Below are 25,264 nucleotides of genomic sequence, written 5' to 3' on the forward strand. Positions count from 1 at the left end.
AATTTTTACTGCAAAATAATAACCCGCTTATCACAGAAATATACACTTGCAAAATCATTTTTATATCTTGCTTCAGCTTAATGAATTTTAACCATAAGATGGAGCAGAAAAAGAATCAATCCAGAAGGACCTTCCTCAGGAATGGTATAGGCGCTGTTGCCGCATTTACAATAGTACCCCGTCATGTACTGGGACGCGGGTACCTGGCGCCCAGTGATCAGCTGACAAAAGGGGTGATTGGTACAGGCGGGATGGGAAAAGGCCATTTCGGATATGCAGGTACCAGGGTAGTGGCTATCTGTGATGTGGATAAACAGCATCTGCAACAGGCGCAGGAGATGCTCGGTGGAGGAATAAAAGCATTCGACGATTACCGCGAACTCATACAATTACCCGAAGTAGATATCGTACACATTGCTACGCCGCCTCACTGGCATGGTATCATGTCAATCGAAGCGGCACGTGCAGGAAAAGATATCTGGTGTGAAAAACCAATGACGCGTACCATAGGAGAGGGGCAGCGGGTAAAAGAAGCCGTACAGCAATATGGGCGGATGTTCCGCCTGAACACCTGGTTCCGTTTTGAGGATAATTTCTACGGCATGAATACACCGGTAAAGCCCATTAAGAAGCTGGTTAACAGTGGAATGCTGGGCTGGCCGCTTACGGTAACATTAAATCGTTATACAGGTTTTGACTGGAAACAGCATTGGGTAGGTAAGACCAATCTGCCGGCGACACCTGTGCCGGCAGAATTAAACTACGACCGCTGGCTGGGACCAGCTCCGTATAAGCCTTATCATCCTGAAAGGGTGCACCAGCGCTTCCGGGGATATTGGGATTACGATGGTGGCGGACTGGGAGATATGGGGCAGCATTACCTGGATCCGGTACAGTATATACTCGGGAAAGATGATACCAGTCCGGTTTCAGTAGAAATAGATGCGCCGCAGCAACACCCTGATGCAGTGGGTACCTGGAGAAGGATCACCTATACCTACAAAGATGGTTGCAAAATTATTCTTGACGGTGAAGGTACAGACGAGAAAGCCGCATTTATTGAAGGGCCTTCCGGCAGGCTATACCCTGGTTTCCGCTCTGATATTCCTGATCTGGAAAAGAAACTGGCAGCCTATCCTGATCCGCCGCCACAGGTCACCGATTTTCTCATTACTGTAAAAGAACGCCGGCAGTTTGCCCTGAATGAAGAAAATGGGCATCGTTCCTGTACACTGGTAAATATAGCGAAGATTGCTTTGCAGGTAGGCCGTTCCCTGGAGTTCGATCCGGAGAGACAGGTATTCCTGTTCGACGATGCCGCTAACAGCCTGATTGACCCACCTGCCCGCACTGGTTGGGCGTAACAGACAATTGCAATCCTATGAAAACAAAGATACTATTCGTCATACTGTTGCTGAGTTGTGTCACACTATCTGCACAGCAAAAGCAAAGCCCATATGCAGCGAAAATCAGCCGGGTGCTGAAACGTATGCCTGCAAATAATCAATTACAGCTGGATAGCTGTATGCAGCAGATAACAGCGCTTGGTGTTAACGGACTAACTGAAATGGCCTGTATGCTGCGTCCTCCGGGAAAAGGAGACAACACGGCCCTGCAATATGCATTAAATGGTTATGCAAATTACGTGGCTGCTGCTACCAGAGATTCGCTGCGTAGCAAAGCCATAAAAGCATGGGGCAAAGCGCTTAAACTGACCACTGATGCAAGCGCTAAAATATTTCTTATAGAACAGTTACAGTTCTTCGGAGACAATACGGCTATCCCATTATTAAAGCCCTGCTTACTGCAGCCTCGTTATGCCGATCCTGCTGTCCGTGTGCTGTCGCAGATAAAAACTTCTGCCTCACTGATCGCTATGGAGCTGGCTTTGGATAAAGCAAAAGGTAATAGCGAAATAGCCCTGGTAAAAGCCCTGGGTGATCGTCGGTATATCGCTGCTGAAGGTGCGGTCACATTACGTACCTCTTCACCTGATCCGGTACTGAAAAGAACCGCATTGTTTGCGTTGGCAGATATTGCCAGCGAGGACAGTGAGCCAGTATTATTTGCCGCAGCTGAAAAAGTAAACTTCGCCTATGACTCAACAGGCGCAACAGCGGCCTATCTCTTGTTTATCGATCATCTTGGTCATAACTGGCCAACTGCGCCGGCACAGGCGGCTGCTAACAAGGTACTCCGGCAATGCAAAGGAGATAGTCTTTCACACGTACGTATCGCTGCATTAAAAACGATTGTGGATATCATGGGGGATAATGCAACTAATACATTAACGCTGGCTGCCGACAATAAAGATCTGCAATATGCAGCAGCAGCGCTGGCAATGGCTGGAAGATTCATGAACGCAGCTAATGCCGATATCTGGTTACAAAAGGGCGAGCGCTCACAACCCGCCACCAAAGCGGCTGTTATCACTATGTTGGCGGCTACTAAACAACGTGTTGCAATATCATTGTGTACAAAAGCGTTAAAAGACAGTGATGCGCGCGTAAGGATGGCCGCCATTGAAGCCAGTGCGCAAATGCAGAGCCCCGAGATGTTGAGTCCTTTGCTGGTAGCCATGAAAACGGCTGATTCCACAGAGGTAAAAGCCATCGGGAATAGCCTCTTGAGTATCAGAAGCAGAGATGTGTCCGGTTATGTTGCAGTCGCGTTACAACATGCACCTCCCTTTGCTCAGATCACCTTATTACATGTACTGGCATATAAAAAGGCAGCAGACAAGGAACGCTTTATCCGCCTGTTGCTGGATAACGAAAATCCGGATGTAGCAGCAGCTGCTAAAACTACACTGGAGGCCGTCAAAGAGTAAAATCCTTTTTATGGCATTCTATTTGTTATTGATATGATATCTGATAAACGTTTATCATATCAATCTATATTAAATCACTATCAATTCGGCTCTCATTATGAAATCACTGTTGCTTCTGCCTATGTTGCTGTTAGGTTGCGTATTCACCTTCAGCAGCTGCACCAAAGAAGAAATAACCCAGGAAGTTGTTATACCTAATAAAACGATTCAGTTTGAAGTAAAGCCTGACGCCTGGAAATACGACAACACCACAAAAACTTATTATGCACAGATTCCTATTCAGGAATTAGATGATTACGCAAATCAGAACAGTGGTATTCTTGTATACATTTCAGATGATCAGCAGTTGTGGGAAGCAATTCCTGATGTAATTAACGGCTCTACTTATATCTACACTTACGAAACCGGTAATCTGTACCTGGAAATACAGAACGTTGACGGTACGACGCGTAACCCGCCTACCAGATCCGTATATACCAAAGTGGTGATCGTAGAGTCAGATCCTGCATAGCATTTATTAATTGCCATATATGAAGGGTGGAAGGTGATCATATCACTTTTCACCTTTTTTTATGTATGAGCGGTAACCTGCCGGTAAGTAGTTTACTGGAGGAAACCAGCCCCTTTATTGCTGACAGCAGCTGTACCTTTACAACAGTAATTACGTTGTCTGACAGCGTAGTATACAGTTGTAGGTTTAAACAGTGCTGGTTTAGTCTTATACCAGCAGTTTTTTTAATGCTTCCCTCTGCTGATAGTTAATTCACAAATAATGGTGAATTCTTGATTTTTGCGCTTTCTGCCTGCCGTCTATCCATTATTACCCCTCCGGCATTTTGATTTTGGCTTGTCAACGTATATTTTTGTTTTATCAGTGAATGAGGCATTTCTGCCTGTAAACTTTTCATGCACATTATGGTTCGGAAATTACTGAATGCGACAGGTCTTTTACTAGCACCTTTTTTACCATTGGCTGCACAAAGCCAATATGAATTGAACAGTGGCTGGCAATGTAATAATATTGCAAAAGTGACTGTAAAGGGAGAAGCGCTTTCTGCGCCGTCCTACAAACTTTCAGGCTGGATGCCGGCAACAGTGCCCGGAACAGTGCTGACAACATTACTGAACAATAAACTGGTGCCGGACCCTTTCTACGGCATGAACAATGAGCGTATTCCGGACATTTACAACACCGGAAAAGACCACTACACTTATTGGTTTGTAAAGGATTTTGCAGAACAGAAACCCGGTGCTGATGGCCAGGTATGGTTGCACTTCAGAGGTGTGAACGACGGTTGCGATATCTATGTGAACGGTCATCGCCTCAATCCGAACACACATTTCGGTACTTATCTCAGACATTCTTATAATATCACCCAGTGGCTGGCAAAGGATGGCAAGAACCGTCTGGCAGTAGTAGTATATCCACCTGCCGTTGTAGGTAATCCTAACGGTGGCCAGGGTGGCGATGGTACTATTGCGAAGAATGTTGGTCCTCAGTACACTGCTGGTTGGGACTGGATTCAGCCAATGCGTGACCGTAACACCGGTATCTGGGATAAAGTGACCATTGAGAAAACAGGCGCTGTACATATAAAAGATCCGCAGGTGATTACTAAAGTAGCGGGTGTAAGGTTGCCGGAAGGCCCACAGGCGCCGGCTACCGTAATGGTAAAAGCTACATTGGAGAATGCGACCGCTAAAAGCATAGAAGGTACATTGCGTTATAAACTGGCAGGTAATACCATTTCACAGAAGGTAACACTGGCAGCGAATGCAACGACTACCGTGCAATTGCCTGACCTGGAACTGAAAGAGCCTAAACTCTGGTGGCCAAGTGGTTACGGTCCGCAGCAACTATATAACCTGCAACTGGAGTTCGCAGAAAATGCAGGTGTGGACGACGTGGAAGAGGTCAACTTCGGTGTAAGAGAGATCCAAACCTACTGGAACTCACACACTAACAGCCGTGAGATTGCTGTAAATGGTCAGAAGATCTTTATCAAGGGTGGTAACTGGATCACTTCCGATGCAATGTTCCGTTTCAGCAAAGAGCGTTATGATGCCGAAGTACGTTTCCACAGGGATATGAACCTGAACCTGATCCGCATCTGGGGTGGTAGTCTGACGGAAAGACCAGAGTTCTACGAAGCCTGTGATAAATATGGTATGCTGGTATTCCAGGATTTCTGGATGTCAGGCGACTGTAACGGTAGATGGGTAGACCCGATGAAAAAAGAAGACCAATGGACACGTCGTCGTTATCCTGATGACCACAACCTGTTCGTAGAATCTGTGGCTGACCAGATCAAAATGCTGCGTAACCATGCATCCCTGGCTTTCTGGTGTGGTGGTAATGAGATCACGCCTCCGGCTGATATCCTCTCCGCAATCAAGGATTCCCTGCTGCCTTCACTGGATAATACCCGTTTCTTCTTCCATTACTCCAATACCGATAGTATGTCTTACAACAACCTGGGTGGTAATGGCGATGGTCCTTATAATATACAACCACTCTCCGTTTTCTGGAACGAAAGGACATTCCCTTTCAACTCAGAAGTAGGTTCCGTAGGTGTAGGTGATTATGAATCTCTGGAAAGATTTATCCCAGTGGCAAACATGATCGCGCCTGAGAATAAAAAAGGCGGTGTGGATTCAGTATGGGACTATCATAAATATATCCCTTACTTCAACCAGGTAGATCCATATGGTAAGCCGAAAGACGTAAAAGACTTCGCTAACAAGGCCCAGCTGGTGAACTATGACCAGTACCGTGCATTGATGGAAGGTTTCAGCGCGCATATGTGGGATTGGTATACAGGGGTGATTATCTGGAAAACACAAAATCCATGGACCGCACTGCGTGGTCAGATGTATGATTACTACCTCGATCCAAACGCCTGTCTGTATGGTAACCGTACCGGTGGCGCGCCACTGCACGTAATGTGTAACCCGACCGACGGTAACATCTTCACTGTCAATAATACTTTTAAATATTATACAGATGTAATGCTGCAACTGACAGCATATGATATGGAAGGGAAGAGCAGACAGCTTACCCAGGTATTTACTGAGATTAGTCCGAAGACTGTACAGAAGTACCTGTCTGTGAAGCATGGTCTGGATAAAATGGCCGCTAAAGAAGGTATATTCCTGTCTTTACGCCTGCTGGACAAAGACCAGAAAGTAATAGATGATAACCTGTACTGGTTCCCTGACAGCACCGGTAACTATTCCGGTCTGCAGAAAATGAAGGCTGCTAAAGTACAGATCGTAGCACAAAAGGCTGCTAATGATAGTATTACGGTGAAGATCAGCAATCCTGCCAATGGTCCGGTGGCATTCTTTAACCGCGTATCACTGGTGGATAGCAAAACAAAGAAACGTATCCTGCCTGTGTTCTATAATGATAACTATGTGTCTGTATTACCGGGAGAAGAGAAGCTGGTGACTATCAGTGGAGAAGCAATCGGTAAAAATAGTAATGCCGTGGTAACGGTTTCAGGATGGAATCTGGCAGAACAAACTATCAGCGTTAAATAGTTAAAAAAGTATCACTTTTTGATAATTTCAGGGGTCGGAATCACCATTCCGGCCCTTGCTGTTTTTATCCCTGAATATGGCGATTTTTGGCTTTCTGCGTAAAAAAATACCTTTCTGCTTAGGAAAAATGAAAAAAAATCACTAGTATTTTTAATGTGTATAAGTAATTGTAAATGATCGCCTTTTAAGTCCTTTTTCTGCTCTTATTGATATGATCTTACTGTATTATTAATATAAAAAAATATTAATAAATAAACTATTTACTATATTTATTACTCGGTTGTACACCTTTTGATGTATTGAGCCAACAGAGAGATTGTCGTTTATATCTGATTTTATCAATTTTTCCCTATATGGAAAAATCAGGTACAGGCCGGTCAGTGTCGGGTAGACTGGTAGTGTTGCAACAATACGGATTGAGATAGCAGGAATGAAAGAGTCAGCGTATACCTATATCCAATATCCTGTAACCTTATGATATCATTTAAACGGAATCTTATTTCGAAATATTGTCTTAAAAGTATTAAGGGTTTTGATGAATATTCAGCAATGCGGCATAAGTATATATTATTAGCATTCGTTATTGGAATTTCAGGGTTATTAGTAGCCTGTGGTGGTGGTGGTGCAGGTGGTGGTAAAGAAACCGTATGTGACCTAGGGCTGAAACCTAAAATATCCTCTAACGCACCTTTGGGCCAGAATGATACCCTTAGGTTATCAGTTTTTGGTATTGATGAACCGAAAACTTATACCTGGGAAGGCCCCGGCGGTTATGTATCTCATGAAAGAGCTCCTGTAATCCCTAATCCTCCAAAGGGAAGCCAGACTTATACATTAAGTGTGGTAACTAATGGCGGTTGTACTTACACGGCTACATCTGATAAGATCACGATAACCGGTCCATGGAACCCATGTGGCCTGGATAGTAACGTGTTGAAAATAGTGAAGGCGACCACCATGTCCTTCAACCTTGTTACTGGTATGGTAAGTGGTTCAAACTACCTGATCAGAGCAGAAAGTAAGAACCTGGCTATCTGTGATTTTCAATTCCCGGGTAATCAGCCTCCTACTGAAGGTACTTACACCATTCAGGTAAATGATGGCGTAATCGCTCCGGGCAGAGTAAGAATCGTATCAACTGTAAGTTCCCTGCAACCATTCTATGGTGCATCGGGTACGGTATATGTTGCCATCAACGGTACTACTACAATGGTCAGTTTCTGTGGGGTGAACTTCACCTCCTCCAATGCTGGTGTGAACACGACTACTGCAGGCGCCAATATTATGTGGATGCCCTGATGGTATCCTCCATCCTCGACATTATTTTGTCAATAGAAAGATATTCAAGAGCATATCTCCGGGCATTTCCGGTGATGTGCTCTTGGCTTTTAGTGACAGCCTGTAAAATGCCGCTTGCCAATGCACCGGCATCATCTGCCGGCACGACAATCCCTATTTCATTTTCCGTTACTACTTTATAAAGACTAGTGTGTTCATTTGCAGTAACTACCGCCACGCCACCCACCGCAAGGATCGTGGTCAGTTTGGACGGCATCACCAGGTCTCCCGCACTTGCTTTCTGGATGACCAGATGTACATCCGCCATATTCAGCAAGCGGTTGAAGTTGTCAAATGGTTCCGGATCCCTGAATTGAATATTACGCAAGCCCTGTGCATGTACCTGCTGGTGCAACTTTTCCCTGTACGGACCTGCACCGCAGATCAGAAATTTGATGTGTGACTGGTGCCTGACCTGTTGCGCTACATGTAGAATAGCCTCTAGCCCCTGTTTCTCTCCGATCGCACCTGCATATAGTATGACAGTATCGCTGCTTGCGAAGCCATACGCCGTTTTGATTTCCTGTTTATGTTCCAGCGGATGAAATAGGCGTACGTCTACCCAGTTCGGAAAACTGGTAATAGTATGCCCGCATTTCTCCCTGATTTTCTGGATCATCCCCTCAGAAATACTGCTGATAATGTCAGCCCTGCCTAGGATAAATCTTTCGATACCAAAAAGCAGCTTTATCAGGGCAGGGGAAGATATCATATGCAGATCCCGGGCGGCCTCTATCTGTAAGTCCTGTACGTGATAAATGAAAGTCGCTTTTCTGAGTTTGCTGTATAACACACCCAGTAATCCCAGATGAAATGGAGGCGCCACTACCATTACGAAGTCGGCTTTCTTTCTGAATAACTCCAGTAACAGTTGAAAAGATGCGCTGAGCGCAAAACTAAAGTCCATTAGTAGTCGTCTGCCACCAGATGGCCGTGCGGGAATATACTGCGGACATCTGTAGACCTTCACATGACCATAATATCCCGTTTCTTTTTTATACCAATACCTGCTTTTAGTATAGGGCGCCTGTATTTTCCATTGTGGATAATGCGGAAAAGACGTGATGACCGTACAATCGTAACCATTGTTTGCCAGCCATCCGATCATCTCTCCATTGTATTTTCCTACACCCGTCAGTTCAGGGGCAAAGTTGCCGCCTATCAGTAATAAACGTTTCGACATATCAGCTATCAGTACGCATTTTTATCTCCCTTGATCATGTTCATCATTGTCTGGAAGATGATCTGGCAGTCCAGCCAGAAACTATAATTTTCTATATACCAGATATCCAGGTCAACGCGTTTCTGCATTTGTCCTGAAAAGCGGGTTTCGCCTCTGCAACCATTCACCTGTGCCCAGCCGGTAATACCAGGTTTTACCATCTGGCGAAGCATATAGTGCTGTATCGTTTCTCTTGCTTCAATATGCAGGGGAGTGGCATGCGGACGTGGTCCTACAAAAGACATATTGCCCATCAGCACATTGATACATTGTGGTAATTCATCAAGGTTGGTCTTACGCAGGAAGCGTCCTATACTTGTTACACGTTGGTCATCACGGGTAGCCTGCAGGAACTTACCATTGCTGTCTACTTCGGAGGCCTGTACTTTCATGGAACGGAACTTGTAACAGGTAATCTTTTTGTTATTCAGGCCCCATCTTTCCTGTTTAAAGATCACTGGTCCTTTGGAAGATATTTTAATAAGTATCGCTATCAGTATAAACAACCAGCTGAACGAGAGCATCATGGTGAGTGTAAAACAGATATCAAATGCCCGTTTCAGCCGCTGATGCCCGGGATCGTCCAGGGCAAAGGAACGCAGGTTCACCAACGGTATGTTCCCCAACAGATTGACACTGGTGGTAGGCGTACAGTATTGCTGCATATCTGATATAAGCTGTACCCTTTTGGCAGCTCTTTCACTGGTCACAATAATCTGTTGGGTTTGTTCTCTGGAAGATTCCGGTAATGCAACGATGACATCATCAATTTCATTCGACTCCAGGATATTGGTCAGTTCGGAGATCTTTCCCAGGTAACGTCCGTTTACCAGCGAGTTGGTCTGATCATCCACAAAGCCCACACAGTTATAACCAAAGTGATTATTAGCCGTGATCGTGTGGTAAAAATTCATACCCGTTTGTCCCGTGCCGACAATCAGCACGTTTTTAGGATTGCGGTGAAGGGACCTCCAGCGTAATGTGAGTTTCTTAACAATATACTTGGTCGTAATAATACCCGTGAATATGTACACTCCATACAGTAACGTGAAAGTACGGGGATAAGGGTATGATTTAAAAAAGTAAAAGAACAGAAAAGACAATATGCATACATGCAGCAATACGTTTTTCAGTATGGCTACAAATTCGAAGGAATAGGAAGACGTCTTCCGGTAGTCGTCATACATCCGGAGAGAAGTTCCCGTGACGGTCCATATGAACAGACTTGTCATCAGCAGGAGGACATTGAAATTGGATAAGAACACATCTCCTTTATCCGCGATGTATTGTCTGGTTAACAAAAATGCGGAAGTCAGTACTATGTAGTCGATCGTCTGCCTTAGAAACTGAGTAGCATGAATACGTCGTTTCATATGGATGTACTTTTATACTGGTGCATGATAGAATTGGGGTGCGACTATGAAATAACGTGCTCTTAAAGGTTAAACTCCGGAAGATTATCTCCTTCTTTTATAGAGAAGGTCCATTTGCAGGATCTGAAGATCGTCTGTTTGTAAAAAGCCTACCGGTGCTATAAATTCGAAGCCAAGCTCCTTTACATAATTGTGCATTTCGTCGAACAATGGCTCTCCGTCATACATCTGTACAAAGGATGTCTCAAACAGGAGATAATCTATTTGCCCCAGGCAATGTACTGCTCCTTTTAATACTTCCTTCTCAAAGCCCTGTACATCCAGTTTCAGTAATACCGGCGCTTTTACAGGCAATGTCGGCAGCAGATCGTCCATACATTTTACAGGCACTTTGATCTGATCTGCTTCTGCCGTCTGTGGTAACAGCTGTTGTTGCAGAGAGGATACATGTAAGGCGGAGCTGGCATGTGAATAATGATTCGCATAAAACTCCAGCACACCGTTTGTACTGCCCAATGCAAAGTTGTAGGTATGGATCCGTGGAATATGTCGTGTATTCTGTTGTAAAGTAGAGTACACCTCCGGTATGGGTTCGAAGGAATGAATACCAGCGCCCGGATAAAAGTGTTTGGCAGAAAGAGCAAACTGGCCCCTGTTGGCGCCTACATCCAGGATGGTGTTCACTTCGGGGATGTAATGCTTACAGTTGTGTAACAGTTGCGTGGAGGCGATAGATACGCCCTTCTTCAGGAGTGAAGTTAATCCTCTGCCGGATTGTAAAAAGACTTTGGCAGCGTCTGCCAGTTTGAAGATAAGGTTCATGATGCAAATTTGTTGTTCCAGCAATCTTTATAAAAACGTATTGTTTCCCTGACACTCTTTTCCCAGGTGAACAGGCTTGCCTGTGCGATCCCGGCTTGTATAACCTCCTGCCGGAAGCTATTATCTTCCAGTTGCAGGATCTTTTCCGCAAATGATCTCGCTGTTATTTCGGTAGCCAGCAGTCCGGCGTTTCCTACCACTTCAGGCATGGAGGTGCAGTTGGTGGTTACCACAGGGCAACCAGCCTTCATTGCTTCTCCCGGAGGAAAGCCAAAGCCCTCATAGCAGGAAGGATAGAGCAGACAAGTGGCGTGGTTGTAAAGCGTATTCAGATCGGCAGGATGTACATTCTCCGCAATCAGGTAACGCCCTGGTAGTTTTTCTGCTATCAGCTGCTTTTCCTGTTTATGCCAGGGTCCTCCGCCCGCTACTACAAGCATATAAGCAGATGGAAGCAGGGCAATCGTATCCAGTGCTATCGCGAAGTTTTTGTAATTGTCCCTTCCGCCTACATACAGGATGTAAGGTTTGTTGATGCCTGCAGGCAGGGAAGCAGTACCAGGAGCTGTTTTATCTAACGGGAAAAAAGTATCGGCAATGCCGTGGTACACTACCCTTAATTTTGAGGGATCGGTATCGGGGAAAAAATGCAGTAATTCTTTTCTGGTACTGTCAGATATGCAGATAATACCATCCGCCCGTTTGATGCCATAAGCTTTCTGTCTTGTATTGGCAAGCCCTCTCGGGAAACGGGTGGCGATTCTGCGCTCATGCGCAAAGTCATGCACTGTCATAATATTCAGCACATTTTTCTGGGGGGATACGCGCAGGTATCCGGCGTGGAATATGGCGCTATGGGGCAACGTGTATTGCAGGGGCAGATAACGCAGATATTTTGGGGGTATCCAGCTTTCCCGGATACAGGGATGCTGCTGATAGTTCAGCTGCCGTTCAAAGATATTACCAGGATTAAGCCCTGCATTCAGGAAACTGACCGGTAAACCTGCATTGCACATTCCCTGCAACAGTTCATACCAGTATACTGATACGCCGCCTGCTTTTTGTATGGTAAATACGATATTGTCCAGGAAAATCTGCATAAGCCTAATAAGAATGTTTCAGTTGATATATACCCGGCGCCGGTGATTCATTTTCATCATGTGCACATAAGAGTGCCGTGACAATAAGAAAAAGATCGATCTGACTGAAGAAAAAACAGACCCATATAAAAGCAAAGTAACTGCTTTGAAATACAGGGATATCCTTCCGCGTATGTGTGAGTATGAAAAAGAAAATGATCAGCGAGAAGAAGCCAAATTCAGCCAGTATGTAAAACCATCGCATATTGAGATTATGTCCTCCTACACCATTGAGCCTGTTCTCATAGTTCATCTGTCCAAAGAAATACTGTGCAGGAATAAACGTACTATTGCCCGCTCCGTATCCTGATAACAGCAGATAGGGCTGATCTTTGAAGAAGTCTACTACCGGTAGTTCCATGTCACGTTGCAAAGGCATCCCCAACACAACATTGTCTTTCTGCCAGATCTCATTATCATACCTGTATACGGATCTTTTAAATACCAGCTGATACATTGCGCTATTCTGATTTTTTGCATACAGTTTGATGAAATAGTCTTTTGATTCATTGATGATAAGAAACAGGCTGATGATAATGCCTAGTGTACCAGCTATCTTCATGCGGGTAGATGGCATGCGTCCCATTACCAGGAAAGTAATTCCTGCTGATAGCATATTGATCCAGAAGGTTTGTGATACGGTGAGTAAACCCATCAGGATACTCAATGCGGCCAGCCGGTATTCTTTATCACGTATGAAAAGAGGAATAGATACCGAAAGGAAAGCGCTGAATACTTTTGGTTCTCCAAACAAAGCCTGCACACGCATCCCGAAAGCAGATCCGGAAGACTCCACCATATACCGGTGTTGTAAACCGATGAGTTCTCCCATTGTTTCGTTTCGCAGTATAAGCTGACAGAAGATCTGTAGTCCGGCAATGACAAAAGAGAACTTAGCGATCTTTTTCATCACGCCTGTATAATACTCGAAAGACAGCTGTTCCTTATCCTGTAACAGTTTAGCACCTATGGCAAATAGTGGTAAGTATGTTTTGATATAAAAGTAGATCGGTCGCAGATAGAAGTCATTCTGTTTGCCAGGGGGATAATAGAACGGATCTTTATATAGCTGCACGATCAGAAATATCACCAGACTGGAGAGTGCAGGCAGTACAAGTAATAACAGATATCGCCGGTTAATGAAGATCTGTCCTTTGATAAGATAATGTAGCTGTTCAACTGTAAACGCGACACTCACAAAGAACGTTGCCGTAAAAGTAGGTCCGATTCTAAGCATCGTATACGCCTCTGTAGAAAAAGCATACAATAAGGCTTCCAGTGCAGTAATACGCCCTTTGTAATGCAGGTGCAGCAAGGCGCCGGCAATCACCAGTGGCATGGTTTCCTTAAAGATCTCTACATAGATATTACTGCTGACAAGTAAGTTATAGATACTATCCATCGCCTTCCGTTTTATGATATGCGTTTGTACAGACTGTACAACAGCGTATTATTTTTTACCATCTTTTTGACCACGTGAAAGAAGTAACTACAGCTGAATACCGTATCTGTCGTATAATTATCCGCTTCGTCATCCAGCTTGATGGACGAAGGATGTCTGATGTCCGGAATAGTGCCATATACCATCTTCTTAAACCAGGCCGGTTCATTTCTGGTATGCGTGGCGTCCTTGCCATAACCAATGTTCCTGACCAGGTTCGTGTTGGGTGTGATCGCCAGTCCTTTATTAAAAAGCACTGAAAGGAACCACTGTGTATCCCAGGTATCCACTTTTTCTTCAAAGAAGGTGTCCAGATCTCTTATAAACTGAGGCGGTAGCTCTTTGGTGGAATAATGCCGATACCGTTGTAGCGAGAAGTCATAATAACGCCACGCTCTTCTCCAGGTAGCCCATCCCCATATATGTGCATAACGGGAGAAATAGTAGGAACCATCGCCTCTGTTAATGCCGGCCTGATAATTACTACCGCCTATATGCATGACGCGGTCGTTATCACGATAGCGTTCCAGTAATTGTGAACAGAGTGTATAGAAAGTAGGATCGGGTAAACAATCATCTTCCAGTATAATTCCTTCCTCCACTTCAGAAAAGAACCAGTCAATCGCACTGCTCACAGCCCTGGCGCAACCAAGGTTATGATCCCTGAACAGGGTTTTTACCTCACATGGCCAGTCTATATAATTAAGTACGGTATCTCTGGTTTCCTTACACAGACTATCCTCTCCGGCTTTATACCGGCGGGGACCATCCGCTGCTACGAACAATTGTGAGGGTCTTTGCATACGGATAGTTTCCATTATACGCATGGTCTGACCAGGACGGTTAAAAATGAGTAATAAAACAGGTGTATTCAATGTGCTTTATTTTATAGCCTCTAATGCAACTGCGCTCTCGAATCTGGATGCTTCTTCTACAAGTCTGAACATATCGTCCGGACAATCATTGAACTGGCAGGTCCTTACCTGTTTAAATCCTGCCTGTTGTAATATATTGGTGAGTGAAGGAGTATCCCACATATACAGGTGTTCCCTGTTGCCAAGTGTGGTTTGAATGAGTCCTTTAAAGCCACGTAGTCTTTGCTTTTTGCCCAGCATGGTCTTTTCCAGGAATTTGGTATTCGCCTCTCTGTCATGATTTGAAAGGTCCTGTACATATTCCCGTGCAGCGCTTTCCAGGTCTGGTACGACACAGCGGAAGTAACCACCCGGGCGCATCATTTTATAAGTGTTTTGTACGGCCAGTACACAATCATCATATGCCAGGTGTTCCAGTACATGAGAGCAGTATACGCCGTCGCAGGAGTCGGGATCTATACCCGGCAATTCTCTGAGAATATCGCCCAGCAAAACATCTTCAGGAAAGGTTACATGCATTCTGTTCTTCAGCAATCCACCGATCAGGGGCAACTGTTGTATACGCAGTGTCGGCGATGCATCAAAGTTTTTCCAGCCTTTGGGTGCTGAAAAAGGTCCACAACCATATTGGACATATAACTTACTCATGATTCATGTTTTTAAAGAAGTAGGTATAATAGGTTTTTGCGAAAATGGCATACCCCGCCTGTTGCATAAATTGTCCCAGTTCGCAGTTATCCATATCAGAAAGCAGGAAAGGATTCGATTCTACCAGTATGTAGGTAGGACGGTACTTCTGCCAGTTATTCGACCTGAGCACGTCCATATCCAGCCCTTCCGCATCGATGGTGAGAAAGTCAATAGACCTCCCTTTGGGCAGATAGTGATCGAGTATCTCTGCTAATGGCCAGGTCTCTATTTTCTTTTCCTTAATAACCTGGTATTTCGGATCCTGTGTGTACTCTTCTACCTTGTCAGGAGAGAAGGTATTCAGTGCCGGTTCGTTGAATATATGGTAGGTCAGTTGCTGCCTGGTGGCGGATACCCCCATCTCAAGGTTAACATCCTGCGGCCGGTATTTATCAAAAAGCGCTTTTGAGCCGGGCATGGGATCAATGTTGATACCTGTCCATTTCATTTTATAAAACAGGTAAGTATTAGACACACGGAAAGGATGATGTGCACCTACATCGACATATATACCGTTTGTTTTATTGTCGAAGATCCTTTTCAGAATAAGATCTTCTCCTTCGGAGCTATAAGCCGGCGCCAGATACCGGATCTGTGGGGCAACTTTTGAGGCCAGGGTTGCTAATATTTTTTTTACACTCGTCATTTCGTCAAATACTTTTCACGGATTACTGATAAGAAATTGTCTGCAAAGATTTTGAAGGCGTCGAACATATACCTGACATCCGCTACTGCTTCTGCCGGGTATAACATTTTTTGCATAAGCAGGACGAGCCTGCCTGTTTTGTCGAGCAGCACCAATGAAGTACATACCGCCACATAAGATACCACAGTGGCGATAGCGGCTCCGGTTCCGCCCAGGGATGGTATCAGCAGTATGTTGATGAAAATGTTTACAACAAGGCCTGCGACGCTGGCGTATAGATTTGTTTTGTAAGAACCCTCTATCAGTTGGTACTGCATCAGCGCAGTACAGAGAAAGACGGGGATATTTGCCCAGATGTGAATAGACAGAATAATACCTGATTTAGGATACTGTATACCGTACAAGAGCTGCGTAACAGGTGTCGCAAAAAAGCTCATTACCAACGCGATCATTGTACTGGTCCAGAATGACAATCTTAACCACCTTTCCATGGCCTGTATATATGCATCAATGCTCGCCCTCTTTTTTGTGATCAGCCCCGGCAGGAGGGCAGTAGCAATCACTGTAGGCAATGCATACCACAGTTCAGAGATCCTGGCTGCTGCCGCATATTCTCCTACCTGTACAGCCGTGCTGAGCGTATCCAGCAATAACTGATCTGATTTCAGGTAAAGCACGATCAGTACACCTGTGAACATCAGCGGCCAGCTGTGTAACAACAGATACCTTACTTCGGTCAGACTGACTGCCATGATCAGGTGCCTGTTGGCCTTCCGCAGATAGTTGATCAGTATGATCAGATAGGTCAGCAGCAGCTCTGCGAATGACAACCATAAGAAAATTAATAAGGTGCCATTCAGATAGACGAACACAATTTTGATGATACAGAAGGAAATAAACAGGACCACCTTGGGAATAATCACCTGTTGTACTTCATTTTTCGCCTGATAGAAATAATCAAATACATCAAAGCTCTGCAGTATGATGGTCAGACCTGTGATCAGTGTACAATACAGGTATAAAGGCGAATCGGACTTCGTAAAGTATACCACTGCCGTACAAACCAGGAATGCCAGCAAACCGGCAGCAAAACGGATGACCAGCGTAGAGGCAATAATGCCGTTTTCTCTTTGGGGATGTGAAACAACTTCCTTGACAACTACCTTATCCAGTCCCAGTATCGCCAGACTACCCACAATGGCTGTGAGGGCAAGCGCATAGTTCCAGATGCCGAATGCCTCCGGACCAATATGCCGCGCAATCATCGCCATCGTTATGAGACCGATGAAGAGCCTGGCCAGTTTATCAGCCAGCAGCCAACCACCATTTGTAAATATTTTATGCAATGCGTTGTTTCATTTTTTTAGCTAATGAGGACCATACCTTTTCTTTTTGTGCGTTCTCAGAATATGAATAGTGATCGTAGTAGTAATAAGGATAGAAAGAGTCCTGTTCTATACCATTGAAAATGACACCTGACTTACGGAAGAAACTGTCTCTGACAGTTTCCGCAACAGCTGCCATCTTAGATTTCAATGTGAAATTGTAGCGTACCATGAAGAGTGTACAATCCACGTATGGCGCCAGGCTCTTGGCGTCAGAAACGATACCGATCGGCGCCGTATCTATCAGTATGTAGTCGTACCGTTGTTTCAGTGTTTCCAGCAGGTTCCGCATTCTGGCGCTTTCTATCAATTCAACCGGATTGGGGGGAATAGGACCAGAAGAGATCATGTGCAGATCTGTACCGGGTACCTTTTTGATAATTTCTTCCAGTGTTTTACTCTCAACGAGATAGCTGGTAATACCTACCTGGTTATCCAGTCCCAGGGAACGCGATAACTTAGGTTTACGCAGGTCAAGTTCCAGCAGGATCGCTTTTTTATTGTTCACCGTCAGCGCATTACCAAGATGTGCGGTCATGAAAGTTTTTCCCTCACCGGAAATGCTGGACGTGATCATGATGGTAGCCGGACTATGATGCTCATTCAGCAGGAAACGAAGGTTTGTACGCAGGTTAAAGATCTGTTCCAGTAATACAGATCTGTTATGCAGGGACAGGTCTTTTTGTCCTGTCTCGTCCTGGTAGATCTCCGCCATTACCGGTCTGCCAAAAGCCTGTTCGATCTCAGATTTATCCAGTACCCTGTTGTTGAGGAAATACTTGATGTAGATATACACGGTACAGAGCACCAGGGCAGCTGCCAGGAAACCTACAAATACCAGCGTTTTCTTTGGAGATTCCGGTTTCGCAGGAATGAATGCAGGGGCCAGTACTTTGTTGTCGGTTACGTTACTGGCGTAAGAGATCGCTGCTTCTTCCTTCTTTTTCAGCAGGTGCAGATAGAGGTTTTCTTTTACACTCTGCTGTCTTTTGATATTGATGTATTCTCTTTCATATGCAGGGATATTGGCGATCTTCGCCTGTATCTGGTTTACTTTTGTCTGCATCTGATTTTGTGCTACTCCCGCATTCCGTTTATACCCGGAGATATAATTCTTGATCGTATTTCTCGCGTCAGAGATCTGTGCATCCATATTCTGCAAGATCATACTACCTGGTTGCAGCGACAGCGAGAGGCGTTTCTTTTCTTTCAGCAGCTCTTCATACCGGTTGATCATGCCTGTCAGTGCCTGGTCGACATTACCAAGTACGGGTGCAAATGGATAATCTGTTCCAGGATCATTGATATAAGACTCTACCTGGTCAAATACTGACAATTGCATATTGGCATCGTTCAGTTTGAGATCGGCTTCTTTTACCTGTTCCAGGGCCAGTTTAGAGCTTCCTTCTATATCCGTGATACCGCGCTGTACTTTGAAGCGTTCTTCCTGTTTCTCCAGGAATCCCAGTTCATCTCTCAATGAATCGATACGTATGGTTAGAAAGCGGATGGTTTTCAAGGCTACCCTGTTCTTATCGTCCAGCGTATATTCATTGTAGGCGTCCAGTAAGGCATTGAGGAAGTTAGCCGTACGTGCAGCAACACGGTCTTCATAGGTGACCATCACCACAGTAGCATCTCTGTTTACCAGGGCCGTACCGATATCATCTATTTTATCATAGGCCAGTTCTTCAACGGAATCTACCTGAATACGGAAGGTATGATTGGAAGGATCTATAGAGGGATGATAAGTAATACTGAAGCGGTCTTTACCGATAAAGAAAGGATCGCCTGAGTGTACATGAAAGACGATGTCTTCATCTTTCGGATTATTGACCCATTTGACATTCAGCAGATTTTTATCAGGTGTAATGTCAAGTTTGTAGTTACCTACACGTGCACTGTCGCTGAGAAAGTTCAGCTGTAAGGGATTCTGATCATAAATCTCTTCATTACGAAAGGCGCCTTTCTGGAAGTAACGTACATTAAAGCGGTTCTCCCGTATCACCTTTTCAACAAGAATAGGCGATTTCAGTACCTCCATTTCATTTTCGATGTTCTTGCCGTTGTTGAAGATGGACAGTGATTTGAGCATATCTGATTCTTCTCCGTTCTTTTTCTCATCCTTCAGGTACAGCTTGGCGCTGGACATATATCTCGGACGGGCATATTTCAGGTATGTGAGTGCGCCGGCAGTGGCGATCAGGAGCACAATAAGATAAAGCGGCCAGTGGAAGAGCAGTTTTTTGAACAGGTCTCCCAGATCGATCAGCGCATTTTTATTATTAAGATCTTTATTTCGATTCATTTGGTGTATCATTTAACAGAGACGATAACGATGGTGGTGATTAGAGAAAGAATGCCGATTGCTGCAGGTAAGAGTTGCACCAGCTTCGATGTGCCAAATAGTTTGTTAGAGCCAGGCTTCACATAGATGACATCGTTGTTGTTGAGATAATAGTATGGCGAAGCCAGTGTCTTGCCATCATTCAGGTTAAGGGAGACATATGTTTTCTCTCCGTTCACCTCCCGTATAATCATAATATCATTGCGGACGGCTGTGGGGTTCATGTCACCGGCCATACTGAGTGCATCCAGTAAGGAGGCTCTTTCACCGGCTACCCGGTAAGAGCCGGGATGGGCGACATCACCCAATACCGAGACCCTGAAATTGGCCACACGCGTCGATACATACGGGTTTCTGATCGTCTTGTTCAATTCCTGTGTAATGATGTCATTGATCTCTGAAGTCGTTTTGTCTTTTACATGCACTTTTCCTATCAGCGGCAGACTGACAAACCCGGCACTATCTACGATATAGCCGGGATCCATACCCTGCTGACTCATAGGAGTCGAGCTGACTGCAGTGGGATTCAGGATAAGTGAAATGTCTTTGTCGATCGTGGTAATGGTAATTTGTAAGATATCCCCAGGCTGTACTTTGAAGGATTGTAACCTGTTGGCGGTTTCAATTCCGTTAATTTTCTCCAGATCATTGAAATAGGTGATTTTTTTGGTGTTGACACAGCCTGTAAGAAGGGCCGAGGCAATAAATAACAGTAAATGGATTCTAGCTATCATATTCGATTTTGATTAATAAAAACAAGGTGATAACAGTAAGACGTTATTGGCACTATGTATTACGTGGTAATTTGATTGTTGACCGCAGTAACGGGCACCGGCGCAGGCTTCCTGAGCAGCCGCTTTCTGAATAGTTCCTGGATGGGAAGCTCAAAGTAATAATGAGTAAGTATACTTAGTGGAATCAATACAGCATAGAATATCAGCAGTGTAAGCGGTGAATGAAATACCTCCCTGCTGATGCCCAGCATATCTACCATGATGAAGAAGGTTACCATCAGGGGGAAATGTAGCAGGTACAATGCATAGCTGGCATTACCCAGTACCAGCATCCATTTTATTTTTAGTCCGCCCCTGGTCGTTTCCGTCAATGCAAGCGTCAGTATAGTGATAGGCGATATGATAGTGCGGAAGAAGGTATTACGCGACAGATTGAACAATGCAGTATGGAAGGCTTCATCTTTGCCGGGTAATAGGGTTTTCAGTAGTGGCATGGAGAAATCCCTGATGTAAGAAAATGCATATTCGCTCACGACAATGACCCAGAGGACAAAGGCAGCTATCGTCACCCCATTGGCGATACGACGCAGCTTTTTTTTCTCCACCATCCATGCATAGATGTGATAGGTGAGTCCGCCGAGAAAGAAGGAATAAATACCTTGTCCGATCATGGAATAGATATACTGTATTACCGCGCCGGCCACGATCATGGCAACAATCAGCCCTTTGTTGCGATGGAGTTTTCTCCACGCAATCAGGAAGAAGAGCAGGTACAGCAGCAGTTCTACTGATACAGACCAGGAAGGACCATTGAATCCGTTCAGTGCAGGCGTCTTCTCAAATCCCCAGCTGTGTATTACCAGGAAGTTGAGCAGGAAGTGGTAGGTGTCATTGTTCTGAATGATAAAGGTATGTCCGTTCATGCTGAACATGACATACTGTATCAACGCAATGGCGATCAGTGTAAGCAGGTGAACAGGATACAGTCGCGTAATCCTGTAACACATGAAATTGCCAAAAGGTGTTTTTCTGTCCGCGATTTTATCAGCGTAAAACCAGAAGAAGATGAATCCGGATAACAGGAAGAAGAGGTCCACCGCAAAGAAAGCGTGGTGGTAAAAAATTGATAGGAAGGGAAATAAAGGCAACCCAAGCTCTTCAAGCGGTTTGGTTTGCAGCGTCTGATCGGTATAAAAATAAAATTGCCAGTGGCACAGTACTACAATAAGAGCAGCAAAGCCTCTTATGGCATCCAGGCTGAAGAAGTATCTTGGTGAGGACGTGTTAGGAGTCATGGAATGGCTATCAGATAGAACAATAAAATTCCTTATAACGGCTGGGGGACCATTATGCAAATGAGAATTTTGCAGATTTTATTGATTATGCATTCGTAGACTCAAGCAAGTTAAATCAAAAATATCATATGCACAAAATTGCAAAAAAAAGATAAGCAGGCGGAACTACGCCTCTGTCATATTGAGTATCCGCAGAAGAGTCGCTAAACCGGATATGTTAGAAATTATTACGAAATGAACAATATTTATATTATTTCTGTATTTATGAGTTGACACATTTTCGGAGAGCACTCCGTTCACCTAACTCATACCATGTTTTTAATGAAACGAATGACGAAATTGGTTAATGTCCTGCACCATTTTTTGTATACCACCAGGAAAGCCCAGCAAACAGATCTTTTATTGTTAGGTACCCTGTTAGCCCGTCAGAACAAGGATCTGCCTGTGCTGGACAACATTGCAGCCGCCGAATTCAAAGTGTTTTCGCAAACGGGAGACGATGGTATTATTCAATACCTCATTAATAAAGTACATATACCTGAAACAACTTTTGTTGAATTCGGTGTGGAAAACTATGTTGAATCCAATACGCGTTTTCTGTTGAAGTATAATAACTGGTCGGGGATGGTGATTGATGGTTCTGAAAAGAGTATACGTTATATACAGTCTGACGATATTTATTATCAGCACGACCTGAAAGCAGTCAAGGCATTTATTACCACAGATAATATTAATGAATTGATCGGTTCGCAGGGATTGAAAGGAGAGATAGGATTATTATCGGTAGATATTGATGGTAATGATTATTGGGTGTGGAAGGCGATTAATATAGTTGACCCCGTTATCGTAGTAGCAGAATATAATAGTGTGTTTGGTATTGAGAAAGCCATTACCGTGCCCTACAAGCCGGACTTTGTCAGAGAGCGTGCGCACTACAGTCACCTGTATTTTGGCGCGTCGCTGAAAGCGCTGTGTATGCTGGCCGAAGAAAAAGGATATGCGTTTGTCGGATCCAATTCTATAGGTAATAATGCTTATTTTGTGAAAAAACATCGTCTGGGATTGCTGAAAGCACTTACACCTGAAGAAGGTTATGTATATTCCCGTTTCCGTGAAAGCCGTGATAAAAAGGGGTACCTCAACTACCTGTCTGGCCACGAGAGATATGAATGTATTAAAGGTATGCCCGTGCATAACGTTGCAACAGGGGTACAGGAACAACTATAAACTAACTCCAATCCAAACAATCAACCAATGAATGTGCTCACAGACACCCTAAGGAAAGTCTATGTATTCATCTTTGCGCGCAAAGCACTCTACTCCTTTAATCTGCTGTTATATAAGCTAAGTATGAGAGGCCTGGGGATCATGAATCACGAGAATGATGATATCAGCGGAGAAAACGCTTTTGTTAAATATATGCTCTCCACCGGTAGATTCAACTCAGGTGTGATCCTGGATGTAGGTGCTAATATCGGCGGCTATTCTGTCATGTTGCGCAATAAAAAGGTATCGCTTCCTATTTATGCATTCGAACCTCACCCTGTTGCATTTAATAAACTGGAAGAAGCAGCTTCTGTACATCATTTTATTCCTGTGCAGAAGGGCGCCGGAGAAACTGCGTTGACCACCTATATTTATGACTATGTGGAAAACAAAGGTTCTGAACACGCCAGTATGTATAAAGAAGTGATTGCCGACTTTCGTAAAAGCGAAGTGGAGGAAATACCGATCGATCTGACGACAATCGACGAGTTCATCGAAGATAACAGACTGTCCAGGATCGCTTTGCTGAAAATAGATACCGAAGGAAACGAACTGAATGTATTGAAAGGTGCACGTAAAGCCATCGAAGAAGGTCGCATCAGTGTTATTCAGATCGAGTTCAATGAGATGAATGTCATCTCACGTACCTTCTTTAAAGATATCATCGACATTCTGCCGGGATATGACTTTTACCGCCTGCTACCAGATGGTCTGAAAGCCCTGGGTGAATACAATGTAGCCGCCTTTGAAATCTTTGCTTTTCAAAATATTGTGGCTATAAAGCATTGATAATTATATAGTTTTATTACTTCCTCCAAATAATTTTGAAGTGCGCAGAAAAAGTGCGCACATTGTCCTGAATATTGCATTATTATTATAACCAATAACAAATGCATATGAACAGGATTAATGGTAACGATCTGTTAGCTATCGGTTTTACTCAGGGAAAAATATTGGGCCTTGCGCTGGAAGTACTGGAAAAGCATTACCAGGACGCTGACCGTGATATGGTTTTATCTATGATGAAAGCCTTGGCAGAAAAACCGGAGTTATACCTGGATCATGAGATACTGGAAGACCTGGCGACTAAGATGATTGAAGAAGCCAGCGCGCCAAAAGACGAAACAATTGACCTGAATGTAACGGCAAAGGAATTTGCGGTATATGGTCAGGAACATATAGACGAAGGAGCTGTCAGACAAATGAATATTGCCATGCGTCTGCCTGTTACGGTAGCAGGTGCTTTGATGCCGGATGCGCATCAGGGGTACGGATTGCCGATAGGTGGTGTACTGGCTGCAAAAAATGCCGTAATACCTTATGGTGTTGGTGTGGATATCGGTTGCCGTATGGCCCTGTCCATCTTCGATATTCCGGAGAACCATTATTTCGAAAATCACGATTTTTATAAAAAAGAACTGATTGCGCATACCCGTTTCGGTGCAGGACATGGCTTTATGAGAAAGGAACGTGCAGAACATGCCGTACTGGATCGTAACGAGTTTAACATGACACAGTTTATTAAAAACCTGCATGATAAAGCATGGTCTCAGCTAGGATCATCCGGAGGTGGTAACCACTTCGTAGAATGGGGTATCATTGAATTCTCCGAAGAGGATAAACTGTTGAACATTGCCGCAGGTAGATACCTGGCATTGTTGTCACATTCCGGGTCAAGAGGACTGGGTGCAACACTGGCTGGTCATTATACCCGACTGGCGAAAGATATTTGTAAACTGCCAAAAGACGCAGCAAATCTTGCTTACCTGGATATGAACAGCGAAGCTGGTCAGGAGTACTGGCTGGCAATGAACCTGGCAGGTGACTATGCTTCTGCATGTCATGAAGTGATCCATGATAAAATGGCGAAGGCTATCGGTGGACAACTTCTGGCGAAAGTGGAAAACCACCATAACTTTGCCTGGAAAGAGATCTGGAATGGGGAAGAAGTGATTGTACATCGTAAAGGAGCTACGCCGGCCGGTAAAGGTGTAATGGGGATCATTCCGGGTTCTATGGCCGCACCGGGATTCCTGGTGAGAGGTAAAGGTGAAGACCTCGCTATTAATTCTGCTTCTCATGGCGCAGGACGTCAGATGAGCCGTACACAGGCTACGAAAAATATCAGCCACCAGGAGATGAAAGCGATCCTGCAGGAAAATAAGGTAACATTGATTGGTGCAGGTCTGGATGAAGCACCTATGGCGTATAAAGACATCAATGTGGTGATGAATGCGCAAAAAGACCTGGTAGATGTGGTGGCGAAATTCACACCAAAAATAGTGAGAATGGCTGATGACGGGAGTAAAGAAGATTAA

20 protein-coding genes are annotated in these 25,264 nt (G+C 44.4%); 8 read left to right on the forward strand and 12 right to left on the reverse strand.

Annotated elements, in window-relative coordinates; all coding sequences use genetic code 11:
• Positions 1-98 precede the first annotated feature (98 nt).
• The 5 genes from CPIN_RS11375 to CPIN_RS11395 all read left to right on the forward strand — a co-directional run bounded on the left by CPIN_RS11375 (position 99) and on the right by CPIN_RS11395 (position 7,672).
• Positions 99-1,364 carry a Gfo/Idh/MocA family oxidoreductase gene (locus tag CPIN_RS11375; RefSeq protein WP_012789939.1) on the forward strand — a complete coding sequence of 422 codons (1,266 nt, stop codon included), beginning with the start codon at positions 99-101 and terminating at the stop codon, positions 1,362-1,364.
• A 17-nt stretch (positions 1,365-1,381) separates the two neighbouring features.
• Complete coding sequence (locus tag CPIN_RS11380) at positions 1,382-2,830, forward strand: HEAT repeat domain-containing protein (protein ID WP_012789940.1); 1,449 nt, start codon at positions 1,382-1,384, stop codon at positions 2,828-2,830.
• Positions 2,831-2,927: 97 nt separating this feature from the next.
• Positions 2,928-3,341, forward strand: a complete 414-nt coding sequence (locus CPIN_RS11385; RefSeq protein WP_012789941.1) for a hypothetical protein — start codon at positions 2,928-2,930, stop codon at positions 3,339-3,341.
• Positions 3,342-3,745: 404 nt separating this feature from the next.
• Positions 3,746-6,373, forward strand: a complete 2,628-nt coding sequence (locus CPIN_RS11390; RefSeq protein ID WP_044221308.1) for a glycoside hydrolase family 2 protein — start codon at positions 3,746-3,748, stop codon at positions 6,371-6,373.
• Positions 6,374-6,922: 549 nt separating this feature from the next.
• Complete coding sequence (locus tag CPIN_RS11395) at positions 6,923-7,672, forward strand: hypothetical protein (protein ID WP_044218392.1); 750 nt, start codon at positions 6,923-6,925, stop codon at positions 7,670-7,672.
• On the opposite strand, the gene CPIN_RS11400 is transcribed toward CPIN_RS11395, so the two are convergent.
• From CPIN_RS11400 to CPIN_RS11455, 12 genes are all read right to left on the reverse strand, one after another.
• Positions 7,656-8,894 (reverse strand): WcaI family glycosyltransferase, encoded by a 1,239-nt coding sequence (locus CPIN_RS11400; protein ID WP_012789944.1) that lies wholly within the window; start codon positions 8,892-8,894, stop codon positions 7,656-7,658. The two genes, CPIN_RS11395 and CPIN_RS11400, sit on opposite strands and share 17 nt — an antisense overlap.
• Before the next feature lie 8 nt (positions 8,895-8,902).
• Positions 8,903-10,306, reverse strand: a complete 1,404-nt coding sequence (locus CPIN_RS11405; RefSeq protein ID WP_012789945.1) for an undecaprenyl-phosphate glucose phosphotransferase — start codon at positions 10,304-10,306, stop codon at positions 8,903-8,905.
• 84 nt (positions 10,307-10,390) lie between these two features.
• The gene (locus CPIN_RS11410; RefSeq protein ID WP_012789946.1) at positions 10,391-11,128 is read right to left on the reverse strand and encodes an FkbM family methyltransferase; all 738 of its coding nucleotides are present in this window, start codon (positions 11,126-11,128) and stop codon (positions 10,391-10,393) included.
• Positions 11,125-12,228, reverse strand: coding sequence for a glycosyltransferase family 4 protein (locus CPIN_RS11415; protein ID WP_012789947.1), 1,104 nt, complete (start codon positions 12,226-12,228; stop codon positions 11,125-11,127). Before CPIN_RS11415 ends, CPIN_RS11410 begins: the two co-directional genes overlap by 4 nt.
• Before the next feature lie 4 nt (positions 12,229-12,232).
• Entirely contained in the window at positions 12,233-13,669 is a 1,437-nt protein-coding gene (locus CPIN_RS11420) for a hypothetical protein (protein WP_012789948.1), read from the reverse strand.
• Positions 13,670-13,680: 11 nt separating this feature from the next.
• Positions 13,681-14,583 (reverse strand): hypothetical protein, encoded by a 903-nt coding sequence (locus CPIN_RS11425; protein ID WP_012789949.1) that lies wholly within the window; start codon positions 14,581-14,583, stop codon positions 13,681-13,683.
• Positions 14,584-14,589: 6 nt separating this feature from the next.
• Entirely contained in the window at positions 14,590-15,231 is a 642-nt protein-coding gene (locus CPIN_RS11430; RefSeq protein WP_012789950.1) for a class I SAM-dependent methyltransferase, read from the reverse strand.
• Positions 15,224-15,919, reverse strand: a complete 696-nt coding sequence (locus CPIN_RS11435) for an FkbM family methyltransferase (protein ID WP_012789951.1) — start codon at positions 15,917-15,919, stop codon at positions 15,224-15,226. The genes CPIN_RS11430 and CPIN_RS11435 overlap by 8 nt, the downstream gene beginning before the upstream one ends.
• Positions 15,916-17,265, reverse strand: a complete 1,350-nt coding sequence (locus tag CPIN_RS11440) for a flippase (RefSeq protein ID WP_012789952.1) — start codon at positions 17,263-17,265, stop codon at positions 15,916-15,918. Before CPIN_RS11440 ends, CPIN_RS11435 begins: the two co-directional genes overlap by 4 nt.
• Positions 17,258-19,612, reverse strand: coding sequence for a GumC family protein (locus CPIN_RS11445; RefSeq protein ID WP_012789953.1), 2,355 nt, complete (start codon positions 19,610-19,612; stop codon positions 17,258-17,260). The genes CPIN_RS11440 and CPIN_RS11445 overlap by 8 nt, the downstream gene beginning before the upstream one ends.
• An 8-nt stretch (positions 19,613-19,620) precedes the next feature.
• Positions 19,621-20,385: a polysaccharide biosynthesis/export family protein gene (locus CPIN_RS11450; protein ID WP_012789954.1), complete on the reverse strand. Its 765-nt coding sequence runs from the start codon at positions 20,383-20,385 to the stop codon at positions 19,621-19,623.
• 59 nt (positions 20,386-20,444) lie between these two features.
• On the reverse strand, positions 20,445-21,680 hold the full coding sequence (locus tag CPIN_RS11455) for an acyltransferase family protein (protein WP_012789955.1): 1,236 nt from the start codon (positions 21,678-21,680) through the stop codon (positions 20,445-20,447).
• Positions 21,681-22,010: 330 nt separating this feature from the next.
• Between CPIN_RS11455 and CPIN_RS11460 the strand changes: the two genes are divergently transcribed.
• The 3 genes from CPIN_RS11460 to CPIN_RS11470 all read left to right on the forward strand — a co-directional run bounded on the left by CPIN_RS11460 (position 22,011) and on the right by CPIN_RS11470 (position 25,264).
• Entirely contained in the window at positions 22,011-22,907 is an 897-nt protein-coding gene (locus CPIN_RS11460; protein WP_012789956.1) for a hypothetical protein, read from the forward strand.
• 27 nt (positions 22,908-22,934) lie between these two features.
• Positions 22,935-23,735 (forward strand): FkbM family methyltransferase, encoded by an 801-nt coding sequence (locus tag CPIN_RS11465; RefSeq protein ID WP_012789957.1) that lies wholly within the window; start codon positions 22,935-22,937, stop codon positions 23,733-23,735.
• Between the two features lie 107 nt (positions 23,736-23,842).
• Complete coding sequence (locus tag CPIN_RS11470; RefSeq protein WP_245552103.1) at positions 23,843-25,264, forward strand: RtcB family protein; 1,422 nt, start codon at positions 23,843-23,845, stop codon at positions 25,262-25,264.

The organism is Chitinophaga pinensis DSM 2588 (assembly GCF_000024005.1).
Taxonomy (GTDB): domain Bacteria; phylum Bacteroidota; class Bacteroidia; order Chitinophagales; family Chitinophagaceae; genus Chitinophaga; species Chitinophaga pinensis.